Annotated in this window: 14 protein-coding genes; 7 read left to right on the plus strand and 7 right to left on the minus strand. The window is 35.3% G+C overall.

Annotated elements, in window-relative coordinates; all coding sequences use genetic code 11:
• From HRT72_10950 to neuB, 5 genes are all read right to left on the minus strand, one after another.
• Positions 1-814: hypothetical protein (locus HRT72_10950; GenBank protein ID NQY68222.1), on the minus strand; the 814-nt coding region annotated here is incomplete at its 3' end.
• Positions 815-876: 62 nt separating this feature from the next.
• The gene (locus HRT72_10955; protein NQY68223.1) at positions 877-1,830 is read right to left on the minus strand and encodes a Gfo/Idh/MocA family oxidoreductase; all 954 of its coding nucleotides are present in this window, start codon (positions 1,828-1,830) and stop codon (positions 877-879) included.
• A 21-nt stretch (positions 1,831-1,851) separates the two neighbouring features.
• The gene (locus tag HRT72_10960) at positions 1,852-2,478 is read right to left on the minus strand and encodes an acetyltransferase (GenBank protein NQY68224.1); all 627 of its coding nucleotides are present in this window, start codon (positions 2,476-2,478) and stop codon (positions 1,852-1,854) included.
• Entirely contained in the window at positions 2,471-3,580 is a 1,110-nt protein-coding gene (gene neuC / locus HRT72_10965) for a UDP-N-acetylglucosamine 2-epimerase (hydrolyzing) (GenBank protein NQY68225.1), read from the minus strand. Before neuC ends, HRT72_10960 begins: the two co-directional genes overlap by 8 nt.
• Complete coding sequence (gene neuB / locus HRT72_10970; protein NQY68226.1) at positions 3,577-4,596, minus strand: N-acetylneuraminate synthase; 1,020 nt, start codon at positions 4,594-4,596, stop codon at positions 3,577-3,579. Before neuB ends, neuC begins: the two co-directional genes overlap by 4 nt.
• A 242-nt stretch (positions 4,597-4,838) precedes the next feature.
• On the opposite strand from neuB, the gene HRT72_10975 reads away from it, so the two are divergent.
• Complete coding sequence (locus HRT72_10975) at positions 4,839-8,303, plus strand: hypothetical protein (GenBank protein NQY68227.1); 3,465 nt, start codon at positions 4,839-4,841, stop codon at positions 8,301-8,303.
• Complete coding sequence (gene rdgB, locus HRT72_10980) at positions 8,304-8,885, plus strand: RdgB/HAM1 family non-canonical purine NTP pyrophosphatase (GenBank protein ID NQY68228.1); 582 nt, start codon at positions 8,304-8,306, stop codon at positions 8,883-8,885.
• On the opposite strand, the gene HRT72_10985 is transcribed toward rdgB, so the two are convergent.
• The gene (locus HRT72_10985; protein NQY68229.1) at positions 8,868-9,848 is read right to left on the minus strand and encodes a D-alanine--D-alanine ligase; all 981 of its coding nucleotides are present in this window, start codon (positions 9,846-9,848) and stop codon (positions 8,868-8,870) included. The two genes, rdgB and HRT72_10985, sit on opposite strands and share 18 nt — an antisense overlap.
• Before the next feature lie 152 nt (positions 9,849-10,000).
• Between HRT72_10985 and HRT72_10990 the strand changes: the two genes are divergently transcribed.
• From HRT72_10990 to HRT72_11005, 4 genes are all read left to right on the plus strand, one after another.
• The gene (locus tag HRT72_10990; GenBank protein NQY68230.1) at positions 10,001-10,756 is read left to right on the plus strand and encodes a PASTA domain-containing protein; all 756 of its coding nucleotides are present in this window, start codon (positions 10,001-10,003) and stop codon (positions 10,754-10,756) included.
• On the plus strand, positions 10,757-11,746 hold the full coding sequence (locus HRT72_10995) for a Gfo/Idh/MocA family oxidoreductase (protein ID NQY68231.1): 990 nt from the start codon (positions 10,757-10,759) through the stop codon (positions 11,744-11,746).
• An 89-nt stretch (positions 11,747-11,835) separates the two neighbouring features.
• Positions 11,836-14,088 carry a T9SS type A sorting domain-containing protein gene (locus HRT72_11000; GenBank protein NQY68232.1) on the plus strand — a complete coding sequence of 751 codons (2,253 nt, stop codon included), beginning with the start codon at positions 11,836-11,838 and terminating at the stop codon, positions 14,086-14,088.
• Positions 14,085-15,137 (plus strand): RluA family pseudouridine synthase, encoded by a 1,053-nt coding sequence (locus tag HRT72_11005; protein ID NQY68233.1) that lies wholly within the window; start codon positions 14,085-14,087, stop codon positions 15,135-15,137. Before HRT72_11000 ends, HRT72_11005 begins: the two co-directional genes overlap by 4 nt.
• 22 nt (positions 15,138-15,159) lie before the next feature.
• On the opposite strand, the gene mqnE is transcribed toward HRT72_11005, so the two are convergent.
• Entirely contained in the window at positions 15,160-16,314 is a 1,155-nt protein-coding gene (gene mqnE / locus HRT72_11010; protein NQY68234.1) for an aminofutalosine synthase MqnE, read from the minus strand.
• A 125-nt stretch (positions 16,315-16,439) separates the two neighbouring features.
• Between mqnE and HRT72_11015 the strand changes: the two genes are divergently transcribed.
• On the plus strand, positions 16,440-17,129 hold the full coding sequence (locus HRT72_11015) for a response regulator transcription factor (GenBank protein NQY68235.1): 690 nt from the start codon (positions 16,440-16,442) through the stop codon (positions 17,127-17,129).
• Positions 17,130-17,156 lie beyond the last annotated feature (27 nt).

Below are 17,156 nucleotides of genomic sequence, written 5' to 3' on the forward strand. Positions count from 1 at the left end.
CATCATGTCGCCATTGAGTTGATTTGAAATTCATAAAATGGATATAGATAAAATTTCTCTCCTCATCCCTGTTGTTGGTCACGTTACCATTAATATAGTACCATTCATTAGGTTGTTCACTATTTACAGTTCCGTCTATCCAAGGCTTTGGGAGAAACGGTGTGGTATATTGCTCAACTAGATACATTCTTTTTGTTCTCCTCTTTTTTATTTTTCTGGAAATTATATTATCAATTTTAAAGTTAAACCTTTCGTTTAAACGATCAATAAATGTCATGGTATAGGCATTTGTAATTCCATATTCGTCAATGCCGACAAACTCTTCTTTCTTTAATTCCTCTCTCCAATTGTAAATATTTTTATAAATATTTCTATTCTTTTTATTGTTCCTAAATAATGCTAAATGACCTGAAACACGATGTTCATGTGTTGAAATGACATCATATTGACTAAGTATCTCATCGGTATAAAAACTTCTAATATCACCAAAAAGCAGGTCTATGTCTGTGTATCCATAAAAGTCATAATTTTTGAATATATCGGAATGAATATGACCAAGTAATGGTCGGAAGTCACATAATTTATAGGCATTGGGTGGGTTTACTTGAAAATCTAATTTCGAGTTTATCAGTTTTACATAATCTTCAAAACTAGTTTTGTGGAAGATGATATTGGGTGCTTGGAAATTTTTTGTTTCACAATCGGTGAAAATGATAAAATCAATTGTGCTGTTTTGTTTTAGTGTTTCGAAAAACAATTCGGCCCAATCCGGGAATCGTCCAAAATAAGGAATCAGAATTCCAATTGACTTCATATTATTGCTTAGGTGAATTTAGTAGAACACCAATAAACGGTATTTGGATTTTTACCAGTCTACTAAAAGTAGTAATTCTTATCATTCAAGGAGAAGTTTAATCCTTCAAGAAATGCCAAATGCAATGCGCTAGATTCTTTATAGGTTGTAAGACCGCAATGGTTCGAATCTAAAAGGTCCTTTAATATGACATTTGTAAGCTGACTTTGTAAAGGGATAGAAAAGTTAGATTCAATTGGTTTCCAGTTATCTTTTTCTTCAGAAATAATAATTCGACCTTTTGTTTCGTCGATCGCGATAATAGTATCTTCTGTAACTATGTCTATTCCTACATTGTGTTCTTCACCATCTTCACAGTTTAGGGATAATTTATGTGGTCCCGATTTACCAGATAGGTTTCCGAAAAACAAGATGAAATCATTTTCAACATCCTGGTCATGTAATTCACAGTTCTCCATCGTAATATTTTGCGTTTCAAAAAGAAATGCAAATAGATCAATAAAATGGATGCTGTTAGATGCCATTCCCCAATCAACTCCTTCAACAGTTAACTCTGTGGGTTTCGACTTGTTTAAGATTGATTTTAGTTTTTTGTATTCAGGGTATATTCTTCTTGAGCAATTAACCCAGGTTTTTACACCTTTTTCTTCTAGTAACGTTCCAATTTCAGAATACTCTAACTCTTTACTGAAAAGTACTTTTTCTAAAAGGAGGTGCTTTATGTTTTGCTTTTCTAAAAGGTCCTTAATTAAGAAGGATCGAACGTTGGATCGAGTAGCGATTATTGCTAAATTCCATAAACTTTGCTCATTTGGAATGCTTCGGGAAAGTTTAATATCGTGTGTTATGCCTTTTGGGTTCTCTATTTTATGGTATTTGGCAATTGCGCCTAGCATATTTGTTTCGTTAGGCTCTACTACTTCTATATAAAGCTGCTTCTCGAATAATGCTAACGCTTGTAAATGTCTTGAACCAATATTACCGGCACCGACAATTAGTACTCTTATGCTTGTCACAGGAAATTAAAATTGACTCAGTTATTTCTGGATAATATGAGATGGATTACCTACCACCGTTACATTGTCTGGAATGTTTTTCAATACAACAGTTCCAGCACCGATAGTTACGTTATTACCAATGCTTACGCCCTCTTTGATAACAGAATTGGCTCCTATAAACGTTCCATTCCCAATTCGTACACTTCCACATAAGGTAGCATTTGGACCTACATGCGAAAAATCGCCTACCACACAATTATGTTCAACAATTGATGACGTATTGCAAATAGACCCAACACCAATAGAGCTTAAGGCATTAATAACTGCATTTGAAGAAACCATGACACCCGTGGCTAATTCTGCAGAAGAAGAAACGACAGAGCTTTCATGAATTGCATTACAAAGTGAGCCATGAGCATTATCTAGTTTCCTATAAATGTGCCGTCTTATTTTGTTGTTGCTCATAGAGATAAAGAAATCATGGTCTTGTAATTTGCTCAAAACATTTTCGTCATCCTCGTTGCCTAAGAAATCGAGATTAAATGGGTTGTCTTCTTTTTCCACTAAATCGGCATATCCAATTACATTTCTGCCTTGCGAGATAAGGGTATCAATAGCGACATATGCGTGTCCTGAATAACCAATTACTATTACATTTTTAGACATGTGGTATTGTTTTAAGTTTTTTTATAATGTTATCGGATACGTCTCCATACCGATAAATGTTTGCGTCAGTTAATTTAGTTTTTTCTTTCAACTTTACTGTGGTTCTGAGTATTTCTTGGGCGTTTATACGGCAATTAATTACGTTTAGGTCACATTGTCGGCCGATTTGTCGATTTCCTAGATTAATAAAATATTTTTTCAAAGAGGGTGCTTCAATAATCCCACTAGAAGAATTCCCAAGAACAAATGCACAATGCTTCATACAAGAGAAATAAGCGAGTGTACCTAAATTTTCAAATCCCCAAATATGATTTTCTTCTTTTATTAGTTGCTCCAGTTCTTTGCGAATAATCTTATTGTGAGCATCCACATTTGGCATGGTCACAATAATTTGAAAAGGAAGCTGCCTGAGCGCCTGATTGATTTCAAGAATATGTTTTTTATTTTCTTCAACAGAAATTGATTCCGGATGGAATGTGAACAGTATTGTAGGTTTGCTTAAATCTACCCCATAAGCATTAAAAAAGTCTTTGATGCCAAGTAAATTTAAATCGGATAAGTTATCGAGACTGAGTGTTCCAATGTTCCATATGTTTTTATTGTGACGAGATATAGCAGCAACTCTATCCGCATGCTCTTGCGTAGAAGTGAAATGATATTGAGCCATAGTGGTAAGTGCATTTCTGTACTCATTGTCTTTGCTATTTGGAGTGTATTCACCTCCATGAATATGCCCGATTGGAATGCCCGAAGCTAACGTGCCCTTAATGGCGGCGAACATCTCATATCTATCCCCTAAACATAACACCAGTTGTGGCTCGGATGTGCAACTATCCCAATAAGAGTTAAATAGCTGGGTAGTTTTATTTATAGCTGAATCAATGTTTTCTACGTCATCTTGATCAGGAACAATGCTGTTAAGAGTAACTGGACTAAAGCCATCTTCCTCAATTTGGTTAATAGTATTCCCATGCTTTGGAGAGAGGTGTGTTCCGAATGCGATAATTTCTAATTCGAAATAGGGGTCTTGTTTTAATCTTTTTAGCAGAGGTAGATATATGCCGTAATCGGCCCTGGAAGAGGTTAGTACGGATACTCTCATTTAAAGTCTGAATACACTAAAATGTCATGTCTTTTTTTATCCTTAACGATTGTTTTGCCAACAATGTAATCAATTTCCATTGGCGAAATACCTGTTCCTGGACGTTGCATAATGAGCATCTCCTCAGAGATTACAGTTCCTTTATTGAGATCTGTTTTTATATGGATGCTTTTTCTCACTACAGAAGCTATTTCTAATTCAGCTTCATTTGGTTCTTTTACTCCCGAGCCAAGAGCCATTTCAACATTTCTTATTTTGCTTACCAACTCTGATAGTTCGGATGGATTTAAAGAAAAGTGATGATCTGGTCCTGTTAAGGACTTATCGAGAGTGAAATGTTTCTCAATGATCGACGCTCCTAGAGCGATTGCTGCAATTGATGTTTCTATACCAATAGCATGATCAGAAAGGCCTATTTGAGTCTGAAATGCATCTTGTAAATCGCGAATGGCTAAAAGGTTTACATTGTTAAATACTGTAGGGTATTGGGATGAACAATGAAGAATGCTAATTGAATGAAGGGGAGTTCCAGCATCGATCAATATGTTAACAGCGTTTTGTATTTCATGTATTGTTGCCATCCCAGTTGAGATAATAATCTTCCATTTTAATCTTCCTATTTTTTTTAAGTAAGGAAGATTTGTTATCTCTCCTGAAGGTATTTTAATGCATTCTAAGTTTAATTCGGCCAGTAGTTCGATGCTGGCTATATCGAAGGGAGCGGATAAGAATTTAATATTTCGATGACTACATTCTTTAATCAATTTAATATGATCACTTTTATTAAGTTCTAGTTTTTTTAGCATCTCAAGTTGCGACTCGTTTTTATCGGTTCTGGAGATTTGATAATTGGCTTTCTTTGCCTTTGGATTAGCTAATAAATCAGCATTAAATGTTTGGAATTTTATAAAGTCTGCTCCACATTCTGCAGCAATTTTAATCATTTCAATTGCCTTGGATATGTCGCCGTTATGGTTAACTCCTGCTTCTGCTATAATTTGAACTTTACTTCTCAACTTTTATTTTTTGTGGCAATATACTAAGATTGACAATGTGTTTAAGATGCAATGAGATAGGGTTTTAATTGTACCTGTTAGTCGGAGTTATTGCGCACTTGGTCGAAAATAGGTATTTGATATGTATCAAATGCACAGAATAAAGAGTTTAATAAAGTAAATTGTTAAGTAAGCTTTACCGCTTGCAGGTAAGGATCGTTATTTTTATACAAAAATGGAAATTCTACTTTTGTTTTGCTAGAATGAATAATCAATTATTTACATATCTCGTTATACTATTAGTAACAGCTCCTTGGTGCAATTTCCTTGTTGCAGGAGTAGGAGAACTATCGCCTATTACTCCTAAAAATGGGGCAGTTTTTAATGCAGTCGAAATTCCTGTTTCTTGGAATGAATATGCCGGAGCGATTTCTTATGATATTCAAGTTGCTTCGGATTCTATATTTTCTAATATTATTTTAAGTGAGGTTGGAGTTTTAGTGGCATTAGATACACTATCTCTACCAAATGGTGCTGATTATTATTGGAATATTAGAGCCAATATTAATAGCGGAGTGACTGACTGGGGACAATTTGGAAAATTTACATTATTTGATCCTTTAACCATTGGTGCGATGCAACTATGGTATGCTCCAGAAAGTAATAAGCTTGTAGAATCAGCAGATTTGGTTACCAGTTGGGATGATCTAAGTGGTAATAGTAGACATGCAACGCAAAGCAATATATCTGAACGGCCTTCATTAGTTGACTCTGTTAGTGAAATAAATAATTTCCAAGTAGTAAACTGGGACAATCATCAACTTGATTTTGACATAATGGAATTGAATGATTACACAGCTTTCTTTATGTATAACCTACCAGCCCTTACAAAACCTGTGCATTATCTCATGGGTGGGGATACATCAGGAATATCACTTAATCATAACGGATTATTTGCTGGAGGTACTCATGCTTCGGTAACAGGTTTTGGCGGAGTTGAGTTTACAAACTCCATTCTTTTTCAATCAAGTCTTGAGCCGCTAGGATGGGGTATATCTACCTTCTCTCACAGTGGTTTATATCGAAACGGAATTACCATGGCAACATCAACTTGTGGCAGTTGTGAATTTCATTTTAGTCGATTAGGAGATAGAGTTCATTATCAGAATAATCTAACTTTTATTGGCGATATAGCTGAGGTAATAGTGTTTTCGAAAGAACTTACAACAAATGAAAGGGGGCGAGTTGAGGAGTATATATATTCTAAGTATGCACCACCTCTTAATTTAGGAAAAGACATCACCATCGACTACGGGTTTTGTGATACTACTATATACCCAGAAGGATATTATCAATCCTATTTATGGAGTGATGGATCTATTGGGGATAGTTTAATGGTTAATAAAAGCGAAATCTATTGGTGCGAAGGGACAGATATTTTTGGCCGCGTTTTTAGAGATTCTATTCAAGTAAGCTTTCCTGCATACGTCACACATTCAGATTCCATAATATGTTCTGGAGATACTTTGGAATGGTATCCTCTGCTTAATAGTTTGTTATACAGTTATTCTTGGAGTGATGTAAGTGTTGATACATTTCTGTTGATCTCGGATACAGGGCAATACGATGTGACTATTTCTGACATTAATGGATGTTCTACAGTAAGCGATGTTTTGATCGTGCAAAAGGACCTGTTTACAGCTGACTTTACTTTAGGTAACGACACGATATTATGTACAGGAAATGTAATTTATCCACCACCCATTTATAGTGATGATATTTCAACCTATTTGTGGTCTGACGGTACAAGCGATACATTAATGGTCTTGTCTTCTACTGGGGACTATTCGGTGACTTCAACAAATGGTATTGGTTGTGTCGCTATCGATACTGTGCTTGTTACAATTATTGGGAATGCACCGATAATTGGATTTACCAGCTCTATTGGATGTTATGGAGATACAACGGAATTTATAAGTACTTCTATTGCCATTTTACCAGAAAACATGATAAGTTGGGAATGGGACTTTGGTGATGGGAATGTGGGTATTGGAGATACGGTTAAACATCTGTTTTCGAGCAGTGCACTATATTCCGTGAAACTGACCGTAGTTACTGATGCCCTATGTGGTAATTCAGCGCAGGTTCCAGTAGTTATAAACCCCGTTCCACAAATTGATTTTAACCCTGAGAAAGGTTGCGACAATGCATTGTTAGAATTTACTTATACAGGTAATTCGAATGATGTTGAAGTAACTAATTTCTTGTGGACCTTTAGCGATACATTAAGCAACGATACCGTTTCAACTGACCCGAAACCAACACACTTTTTTGAATATTCTGATTATTATAATGTTCAATTAAAAGTAATTTCCATTGATGGTTGTACAGACTCGCTTACCAAATTAGTGCAAATAGAAACGGCACCAAGCGCAATTTTTTCAGTCGAAGATGAATGTATAGGAACCGAATCTCAGTTTATAGATTTGTCTACTTCTGGAACAGGTATAATAAGTTATTGGAATTGGGATTTTGGAAATGGAAATACTTCGGAACAGCAACATCCTACAAATTCATATATGGGTTCTGGTGTGTTTGGGGTAGAACTATCTATAATAGATATTAATGGGTGTGGAGATACAATTGTGCAAAATGCGAACTCTATTCCTTTGCCAGTTTCTGGGATGAAATACGTGGATATTTGTGCTGGTTCCTCATTCCTTATTCAGGATAGTTCAATTATTTCTAGTGATGAAATATCTTCCTATAATTGGTCAATTGCTGGAGAAGAGTTTACCGATTCTGTCTTTAATTACCTCATTGAAGAGGTTGGAATGTATGAGATAAGATTAATTACAGCTAACTCATTGTCTTGCACTGATACACTGGTTTCTCAACTTGAGGTACACCAATTGCCAATTGCTAATTTTAGTTATTCTCCTGAGATTGGGGAGTCTCCGATTGAAATTACATTCACTAATTTATCTGTTGATAATTACCTAAACAATTGGACTTTTGGTGACGGAAGTACGAGCGTTGAAATAGATCCCATTAATTCTTATTCAGATAATTCTGATTTCACGGTTCGGCTTATAGCTACTTCCGAATATGGATGTTTAGATTCATTAACTACTCAACTATTAATCGAAGAACAGGTAATCGATTTAGCAGTCTCGAATGTTGTGATATCAGAAGAGGATGGGTATATCCAATTTGAGGTAACTATTCAGAATTATGGCAGTGTCGAAATATCAGAGTTTGATTTTTTAATCGAAATAGATGGTGTAAGCTTTATCGAGTCTCGTACAGATACAATTTCAAAACTAGGCACTTCCCTGTTAATCTTACAAACTCAAATATCTGCGCCTCAAATGGGTAGTGTAAGCTATGTTTGTGTGAGTGTTCAAAGTCCAAATGGATCTCAAGATGACAATATTGTAAATGATGAAATGTGTACGAATCTAGTTTCGCAATTAGAAATGAAAGATTTTTATCCAAATCCTGTATCCGATCAGTTATATATAAATTATGTAGTGCCGAAAGGTGATAATATGAATGTGGAAATCTATACGGTTAAAGGGGAATTGGTTGGGCAAGTTTATGATGGATTTATTGAATTGGGTGCTAATCAGATTACGTATAATGTTTCTCAATTGGCACCCTCGAACTACTATATCGTTACTAGATATAAAGATGAGATTATCGTTCGGATTTTAGTTAAGGAATAGATGAAGCTATTATTTGCCACAAGTAATGAGAATAAAGTAAAAGAGATCCGAGAGATTCTCAAAGATCAATTTGATGTTTTATCCTTAATTGATGTTGGTTGGGAATCCGAAATTGAAGAGAATGGCAGCACCATTGAAGAAAATGCTTCGATAAAAAGTAAAGCTGTTTACGATAAGCTTAGTATTAGTTGCTTCTCAGATGATAGTGGATTGGAAGTGAGTGAGCTTGGAGGAGAGCCAGGAGTGCATTCAGCGAGATATGCTGACTCTGTTAATCCATCTTCTGAAAAAAACATGGCGAAGTTACTTTCTTGTTTGGAGGGAAAGAAGAATAGAAAGGCGAGATTCAAAACGATTGTGTCTCTTATTATAGATAGTGAAGAACAATTATTTGAAGGAATAGTTAATGGGCATATTTCTGAATATAAAAGGGGTGAAGATGGATTCGGATATGATCCGATTTTTATTCCAGAGGGCTATTCGTCTTCATTTGCAGAGATGTCGTCTAGAGAAAAAAATGCCATTAGTCATCGAAGAATAGCTATAGATAAGCTTTGTGCTTATTTAAAGTCTACAAGCTGAATTTTCGATCATCTCAATAAAAAATTCACCCATATTTATACCAGCTTCTTTTAACTGTTTAGGTAGAATGCTGTTTTTTGATAGACCAGGAATAGTATTGCATTCGATGAAATAAACTTCGTCATCCATCAAAATAAAATCTATCCTTGCCATGTCTTTTAGGTTTAATTTTTCAAAAACCTGTTCCGCTACATCCTGACACTGAGAAGTAGCTTCTTTTGATATTCTTGCTGGAGTGATTTCTCTTGCGCCGTCGTCTGCATACTTTGCTTTGAAATCAAAAATTTCGCCATCAAATTCAATTTCTGTAACTGGTAGAGCCCTAACTCTGCCATTAATCTCAACTACACCACAACTAAGCTCAACTCCGGAGATAAACTGCTCGACTAATATTAAATGATTGTATTTGAAAGCCAGTTCTACCGCATTAATAAATTCGGTTTTGTTATTTGCTTTGGAAACACCATAACTAGATCCACTAGAATTAGGCTTTACAATACAAGGGAATTTCGTTCCATTTGCAATTTGTGTAACATCACCAATAGTACTCTTGCTGTATGTTTCAACAGAAGGCATTACAATATTATCTTTTTGTAATAACTCTTTGGCTGCCGCTTTACTAAAGGAAATTACTGATGCTTTCTGGCCGGAGCTAGTAAAAGGCATTTTTATAGAACATAAATACTCTTGTATTTCTCCTCCTTCACCGGGCTCACCATGAATAGCGTTGAAAATAGAATCGAATTTTAAATTATTGTCAGGGAAATTAACGGTGAGGTTTTCTTTATTAACCTCATAACGAACATCTTTATGTATGCAGTACCAGTCGCCTTTTGTAATAATTACCTTAAATAATTCAAAAGGAGATTCCTTTAACATTGAAATTACTGTATCTGCACTTTCGAGCGAAATAGAAGATTCGGAAGAATAGCCTCCGGATATAACACCAATTTTCTTATTCATTTTCAAGGGACATATTTTGATTCAGTTTAAAGTTTAAAATTAATAATAATACAAGCTTTTTAGGCTTGGTATCTGCATCAGTTTGAGAAAAACTAAATGAAGATATTAACTATCTTTGCGAGCAGTTAATTTAACGTTGTGAAAACCCAATAATGCAAACAGTAAAAAAATACTTTCTTCATATTTTATTAATACTCTTCGTTTGGGTTGGTGCTGGTTGGGGTATATATAGTTACTTAGGAGATTATACTTTGCATGGAGAAACGATCACCGTTCCTGATTTAAGGGGGTTTCAGTTGTCGGAAGTCGATTCAGTTATTTCGGGAAAAGGATTAAGATATAAGGTTATTGATTCTGTTTATTCATCAGAAGTTCCGAGAGGGGCTGTTGTTAAACAGGATCCAAAGGAACTAGGCCAGGTTAAGCAGAATAGAAATGTTTACATCACGATTAATTCTAGATTGCCGCAGAGGGTAAAAGTTCCGGATCTTATTGATTTGTCTTTACGACAAGCTATATCTATCGCTGAGTCTTTTGGACTGGAAATAGATAGTGTTTATGTTGTACCAGATGAGTGTAAGAGGTGTGTTTTGGCTCAGTTATATGCAGGTAAATCTATTAAACCAGGTGCGTTAATAGAGAAAGGGAAAAAAATTGATTTAAAAATTGGAGGAGGTGAAAGTAGAGATAAGGTTGGAATACCAGATCTAACGGATTTGAATTTAAGAGATGCTAAAAGAATTTTAGACCCATTAAATGTGAGTTTAATTGCGGTTTACGATGGCAAAACGGTTGAAAATAGAATAGATTCCTTGCGAGCAATTATCTATAAGCAAGACCCCGTGTACGAAATTGGGGCTGAAATGAACAGAGGAAGTTCGATAGATCTTTACCTCAAGGTCGAATAAATGTCGACTGATTATTCAATTCATAATTTAAAAGTAGTTTTTATTGGTTGCGGTAATATTGCTGGATATCATTTTGCGGTATTAGATAGAGTGGGGGTTTCTGTAGTGGGAGTCAGCGCAAAACCGGGTTCTTTGAATCTTTCAAGATTTACAAAAAAATTCAATGTTAGAGGGTACGAAAATAATCACGAACTGATAGAACAAGAAAACCCAGATGCAATTTTGGTTCTTTCTTCTTGGGAAGAGACGTCTAGTATCATCGATGAAATAATTAGTTATAACATTCCTCTATTTATTGAAAAACCGGTTTCTCTACTTTCGAATAAAATAGAAAAGTGGATAAAGGAATATCCTGAGATGCTGGATAAAGTACAAATAGGGTTTAATAGGCGTTTTTATCCTTTTATTTCGGAATTGAGAAACTGGGTAGCGTCTAAGGATTTATCAAGCATTGAGCTGAATATACCTGAGGCGCGTCAAAAATCAGAGTCGGAAGAAGATCATGATAAATGGTTTTTTGCAAACTCTTGCCACATATTCGATCTCATGTATTTCTTAATTGGGAAAAAAACGATTACAGTTGAGTATGTGCAAAGGTGTGGAGGTGGCAATCAAGGTTTGATAGCCACACTAAAAACAGCTACAGGTGTGCCAATTCAATTAATGTCTAATTGGGGAAGTCCTTCAAATTTCGGAATAGTCTTTCATGCAAATACGGAGAAATTGGTTCTGTCACCTCTAGAACATGCGGAGGTTTTTAACGGGTTTGTAGTAAATGAGGATAAACCTGGTGGAATGAGAAGTTATACTCCACAACTTAAAAAGAAGTATCAATTAGAAGAAAACGGTTTGAAACCGGGTTTCTTAGAGCAAGTAATCAACTTTATCGATACTACTGTTTTAAAGAATAAAGCGAATTTTCAAGGAGCGAACTTATTAGATTCACTGACGGTTTTGAAAGTGATGGAAGAAATCGTAGATAGAACGTAGGATCCATATAATAATTGAAGCTTAATATCGTTTTCCGCTGACAGAAGAAATGAGTAAATTGCCGTCTGGAATTACGGTAGGTTAAGAGTATGAATTTTATTTCCCTTAGAACAGTATTAAGCGCCCTTTTATCGATTCTGCTATTGGTTACAAGCCTCAGTAGTTTCGGGCAAGTTCGTGAGGTTTCAATGTCTGCTCGTTTCTCTATGGGTGCAAATAGTTCTATATCATCTAAGAGTTTTTCGCAGAACAATTACTATTATTTATTCGATACTTTAAGTCTTCCGTTTTACGATGATTTTGGTTCGGATAATATAAAGGATTATTCTTCAAACGCTTATTCAGAAAGCGATACAACTATTGTATGGAGTCATAAGCTTAATTCAATAACCTTCGACAGTTTAAAGTATACCGAAGATACCAGCTACACATATATATTTAATGCTACTACTTTATCAACGGATTCAATTGCCAATATAAGCGATACTTTATATGTGTATGGCGATTTGCAGAAACCGTATATGGTAACCTCTGTTGTTCACGTTTGGAAATCTTCTGTTCGATATGTTTTTAATGAAAGTGGAGTGATTACGGATTCTATGGAAATACCTTTCTTGGTACTAGTGCCAGAGCCTTCTTATGTAATAAGTTCAGATACATCTAGCTTTTGGTATGGAGAAGGGGTATACATAAACGATCACTATGCCTCAAATCCAATTTCTGTGGGTACAGCAACTTTTGATGGATTAGATGGAAAAGGCAAGCCATATGATTTTGGAATGTCTGAAAATTCTACTGGTGCTGCGGATACATTAATATCTATGCCATTCAATCTTAATTATACTGCTTCCGATTCTATTTACTTAAGTTTCTATTATCAAGCACAAGGATTAGGAAATGATCCACAAGAAGAAGATTCCTTAATGTTGGAATTTTGGTCACCAGAGAGTGAAAAATGGAATTTAATATGGAGCGTGGCAGGAAGTGTGTTATCTCCATTTAAATTAGTTATGCTGTCAATAAAAGATAGCCTGTATTTGAAGAATGGATTTCAATTTAGATTTAGAAATTATGCAACGCTATCCGGGAATTTGGATCATTGGCACATAGATATGGTGTATTTAGATAAATTCAGAAATGCGAGTGATTCTATTTGGAACGAAGTTTTTTTTACAGCACCGTTAGGTACAGCATTAAATACATATACAGAGATGCCATGGACGCATTACCAAATGAGTCCGGCAACATATCTGAAAACGAGTATGGATGTTGATGCCGTAAATATTTCGAATATTAGTAAAGTTCATGATTGGCAATACATCGTAAGCGATAGCTTAGGTGTAGTACACCATGCTTTACCTGAAGATATTTCTCCCAAACTTACTAGTGCGGGTGCAATAGCCAATCATTCTGTTGGAATACCAAGTGATTTGTTTCCTGATAATGGTTCAAAGTACGGTGCTTTCAATACCGCGTTTTGGATTAATTCTTCAACAGATATTTTTGTTGAGAAAGATACCTTGTGGCACGAACAAAGGTTTGGGAACAGCTATGCTTATGATGATGGTACAGCTGAATTGGGCTTTGAGTTGAAAGGGGATTGGGTTTCTGCTGTGATGGAGTTCAACTTAAGACAGGCAGATACTCTAACTGCTATTCAATATTATTTCAATCCAATAATTGATGATATATCGTTCAATCCATTTTTTCCTGTAGTGTATAATGAGATATTTTATGGTGATATAGGTGGAGTAACGGATACATTATCAATGGATGGCATAGTTGAACCCGAGTATACTTATACGGAGGATTTAAATAAATACGCTTCTTATGTGTTGGATAACCCCGTTATAGTATCGGCTGGTAAATATTATATCGGTTGGATTCAACCACCTATAGCAGGGCCTAATCTTAATAAAATAATAGTGGGTTTAGATAAGAATACAGATAATATTTCGAAGACATATTATTTTAATAACGACGAATGGCACGAGTCGCCATTTAATGGTTCGTTAATGATAAGACCTGTTTTTGGAACTACCGATCGCGAACTTAAGAAAGCTTTATTAGAAGAGGGAGGGAGTACGGAAGAGTTGGAGTTTTCCATCTATCCGAATCCGGCCATAGATGAAATTAATATTCAAATTGGGTACAATGAATTCACCGACAAAGTAGAAGTGTTAATAACCGACTTATATGGGAAAGTTGTATTTAGAGAGAAAGTGAGTGCACCCGGTGTTCGTGTAGATTTATCAGGTTACAAAAATGGAATGTATGTTGTTCGAGTTATGGATAGTAATGCAGGAACAGTAGATGTACGGAAATTAGTGATTACTAAATGAAAGAATCAAACGAAGAGATAGAAGGGGCAAAAGAAGAAGAGGAGAATGAATTGTTTGAACATCATGGTTTTACCGTTGATCCAGGACAGGGCTTGCTTCGAATAGATAAGTTTTTATCTGATAAGCTACCGAATGTGACTCGTAATCGGATTCAGAATTCCGCTAATGCAGGAAGTATTCTTGTAAATAATAAGGCTGTTAAATCAAACTATAAGATTAAGCCTGGGGATATAGTTTCTATGGTATTACCATATCCTCCAAGAGTAATTGAGCTTATTCCTGAAAATATTCCCTTGAACATCGCTTATGAAGACGATGATTTTATATTAGTGAATAAGCATGCTGGTCTCGTAGTTCATCCTGGTTATGGCAATTATTCCGGCACGCTTATAAACGCTTTGATATACCATTTTGATAATTTGCCAGAAGGAACAGATGAACAGAATAGACCAGGCCTGGTTCATCGGTTAGATAAGGATACGACCGGTTTAATGGTTATCGCCAAAAATGAAATTTCGATGTCAAAGCTTGCTAAAGCTTTTTTCGACAGAACCATTGAACGTAAATATGTAGCGCTTGTTTGGGGAGATTTAAAAGAAGATTCTGGTACTATTGATGAATATATAGGAAGAAGTCCGAAGAATAGAAAAGTAATGACTGTTTTCGAAGATGAGTCTATGGGTAAAAGATCCATAACGCATTACAAAGTACTGCAGCGGTTTGGATACGTTACTTTGATTCAATGCCAGTTGCAAACTGGACGGACGCACCAAATACGTATTCATATGAAGTATTTGGGGCATCCATTATTTAATGATGGCGAATATGGGGGTGACAAAATCTTAAAGGGAACGACCTTTACCAAATACAAACAATTTATACAGAATTGTTTTAATATTTTGCCACGTCAAGCACTACACGCTAAAACTTTAGGTTTCGAACATCCAACAACTGGAGAGAATGTCTTTTTTGAATCTGATCTACCTCAAGATATGTCGGAGGTAATTGCAAAATGGAAAGGTTATTCAGAATCGTCTATCAGAGAATAAAACGAAAATGTATCTGATGCTACTAAACTAATTCTAGGTCATCTTTAAATTCTTCCGTTCCATAGTCTGTTATTACCTCATATAAAGTGCCTCGTTCAATAGGATGACGTCCAGTATTTTTAATAAGTATAACTAGCTCTTTTGTAGACATAGCAGGATTCTGTTCTGCTCCTGCAAGAGAATAGATCTTGGTGCTATCATCAATAGTTCCATCAATATCGTCGACGCCATAGTTCAATAACATTTTTGTCGTTTCTTTTCCAATCATTGGCCAGTAAGCTTTAATATGATTGAAATTGTCTAAATATATTCTTGAAATAGCATAAACTCTCAAATCGTAAACAACACTCGTCTCTTTTATATTAGACATCTGGTTATTCTTGTTTCTAAACTTTAAAGGGATAAAAGTATTGAAGCCTTTTGTTTTATCTTGCAATGTTCTCAATCTATCCATGTGGTCAATTAGATGTTCAGAATTCTCAATATGACCATATAGCATTGTGGCATTTGAGGGCATCCCAATGCTATGGGCCGTTCTGTGAATATCTAGCCATTGATCGGATGAACACTTATCAGCACAGATTTTCTCTCTAACAACCTCGTCAAATATTTCGGCACCTCCTCCTGGTAATGAATCTTGTCCGTGGTCTTTTAAATACTGTAATCCTTCCTTGTAAGTCATTTTTGCTTTTCTGCACATGTATTCGAGCTCAACTGCAGTAAAAGCTTTTACATGAATTTCTGGTCTAATCTTTTTTATGTTTTTAATGAGATTTGCAAAGTATTCAATTCCCATTTTAGGATGAACCCCGCCAACAATGTGAACCTCAGTTACGGGTTTGTCATTATATTCTCGAACGATGTCGTATATCTCTTCTTCTCTTAATTCCCAAGCGGCAGAGTCGTCTTTCTCTCTTATTAGTCTTGAGTAAGAGCAAAACTTACAATCAAATACACAAATGTTTGTTGGCTCGATGTGAAAGTTTCTGTTGAAAAAAGTATAGTCCCCATGTCTTTCTTCACGTATGTCATTAGCTAAGACTCCAAGTAGACTTAAATCTCCTTCTTCGAATAATTTAACGCCTTCTGCTTTAGTGATTCTTTCTTTTGTAATCACTTTTTTAACAATCGATAACAGTTCGGGCTTAACGCTTACTTCATTTAACAAAACCTCCATCTAACTAAAACCTTTGGTGTATTTGAATTTAGAGCGAAGTTAGCCAATCGTTAAAGAACAAAAAAAGATGAATTGGTATTTATCTTAGATAATCTAATTCTATAAATTTGTAAGGATTTTAATAAATGAAAAGAAAGATACTGCTTGTAGAGGATGAACTCCATTTGAGAGAGACAATAGAGTTAAACTTGATATTAGAGAAGTACGAGGTTATTTCTGTTGGAGATGGTAAGTCGGCACTAGAAACGTTTAATGGGATGCCATTTGATCTCATTATCTTGGATGTAATGTTGCCAGAGATTGATGGCTATACGTTGTGTCAAGCGATAAGAACAACGGATTCTTCAATTCCAATATTATTTTTAACCGCAAAAGGGAACAGCAGGGATCGAATTCATGGATTAAAGTTGGGCGCAGATGACTATTTGCCTAAGCCATTTGATTTGGAAGAGTTTCTGCTTCGCGTTAAAAATTTATTGAAAAGAACCGGTCGGAGTAATTATATAAGTAACGGCGAATTTGAATTTGGAGAGTGTAAAGTGAGTTTTTTAAATTATACCGGCGAAAATTATAAAAATGAGAAACGGAATTTTTCTCAAAAAGAAATTCAATTGTTACGATTATTAATTGAGAATAAAAATGAGGTTGTTTCTCGAAATACCATATTAGAAATAGTTTGGGGAGTTGATAGATATCCATCTACCCGAACCATCGACAATTTCATAGTAACGTTTAGGAAGTTTTTTGAAAGAGATCCTAAAAACCCTTTTCATTTCCATTCCGTAAGAGGAGTTGGTTATAAATTTAGTGAATAGTAATACAGACAAAGTTAGCTGGTGAAG

The sequence above is a fragment of the Flavobacteriales bacterium genome (assembly GCA_013214975.1).
In the GTDB taxonomy this organism is placed as follows: domain Bacteria; phylum Bacteroidota; class Bacteroidia; order DT-38; family DT-38; genus DT-38.

What these genes read in the sequence shown, in the direction of transcription:
- HRT72_10975 (NQY68227.1), top strand. Translation starts at nt 4,839, where the DNA reads ATGAATAATCAATTATTTACATATCTCGTTATACTATTAGTAACAGCT.
- neuC (NQY68225.1), bottom strand. Translation starts at nt 3,580, where the DNA reads ATGAGAGTATCCGTACTAACCTCTTCCAGGGCCGATTACGGCATATAT.
- HRT72_11005 (NQY68233.1), top strand. Translation starts at nt 14,085, where the DNA reads ATGAAAGAATCAAACGAAGAGATAGAAGGGGCAAAAGAAGAAGAGGAG.
- HRT72_11015 (NQY68235.1), top strand. Translation starts at nt 16,440, where the DNA reads ATGAAAAGAAAGATACTGCTTGTAGAGGATGAACTCCATTTGAGAGAG.
- HRT72_10960 (NQY68224.1), bottom strand. Translation starts at nt 2,478, where the DNA reads ATGTCTAAAAATGTAATAGTAATTGGTTATTCAGGACACGCATATGTC.
- HRT72_10985 (NQY68229.1), bottom strand. Translation starts at nt 9,848, where the DNA reads ATGAATAAGAAAATTGGTGTTATATCCGGAGGCTATTCTTCCGAATCT.
- HRT72_10990 (NQY68230.1), top strand. Translation starts at nt 10,001, where the DNA reads ATGCAAACAGTAAAAAAATACTTTCTTCATATTTTATTAATACTCTTC.
- HRT72_10995 (NQY68231.1), top strand. Translation starts at nt 10,757, where the DNA reads ATGTCGACTGATTATTCAATTCATAATTTAAAAGTAGTTTTTATTGGT.
- mqnE (NQY68234.1), bottom strand. Translation starts at nt 16,314, where the DNA reads ATGGAGGTTTTGTTAAATGAAGTAAGCGTTAAGCCCGAACTGTTATCG.
- rdgB (NQY68228.1), top strand. Translation starts at nt 8,304, where the DNA reads ATGAAGCTATTATTTGCCACAAGTAATGAGAATAAAGTAAAAGAGATC.
- HRT72_11000 (NQY68232.1), top strand. Translation starts at nt 11,836, where the DNA reads ATGAATTTTATTTCCCTTAGAACAGTATTAAGCGCCCTTTTATCGATT.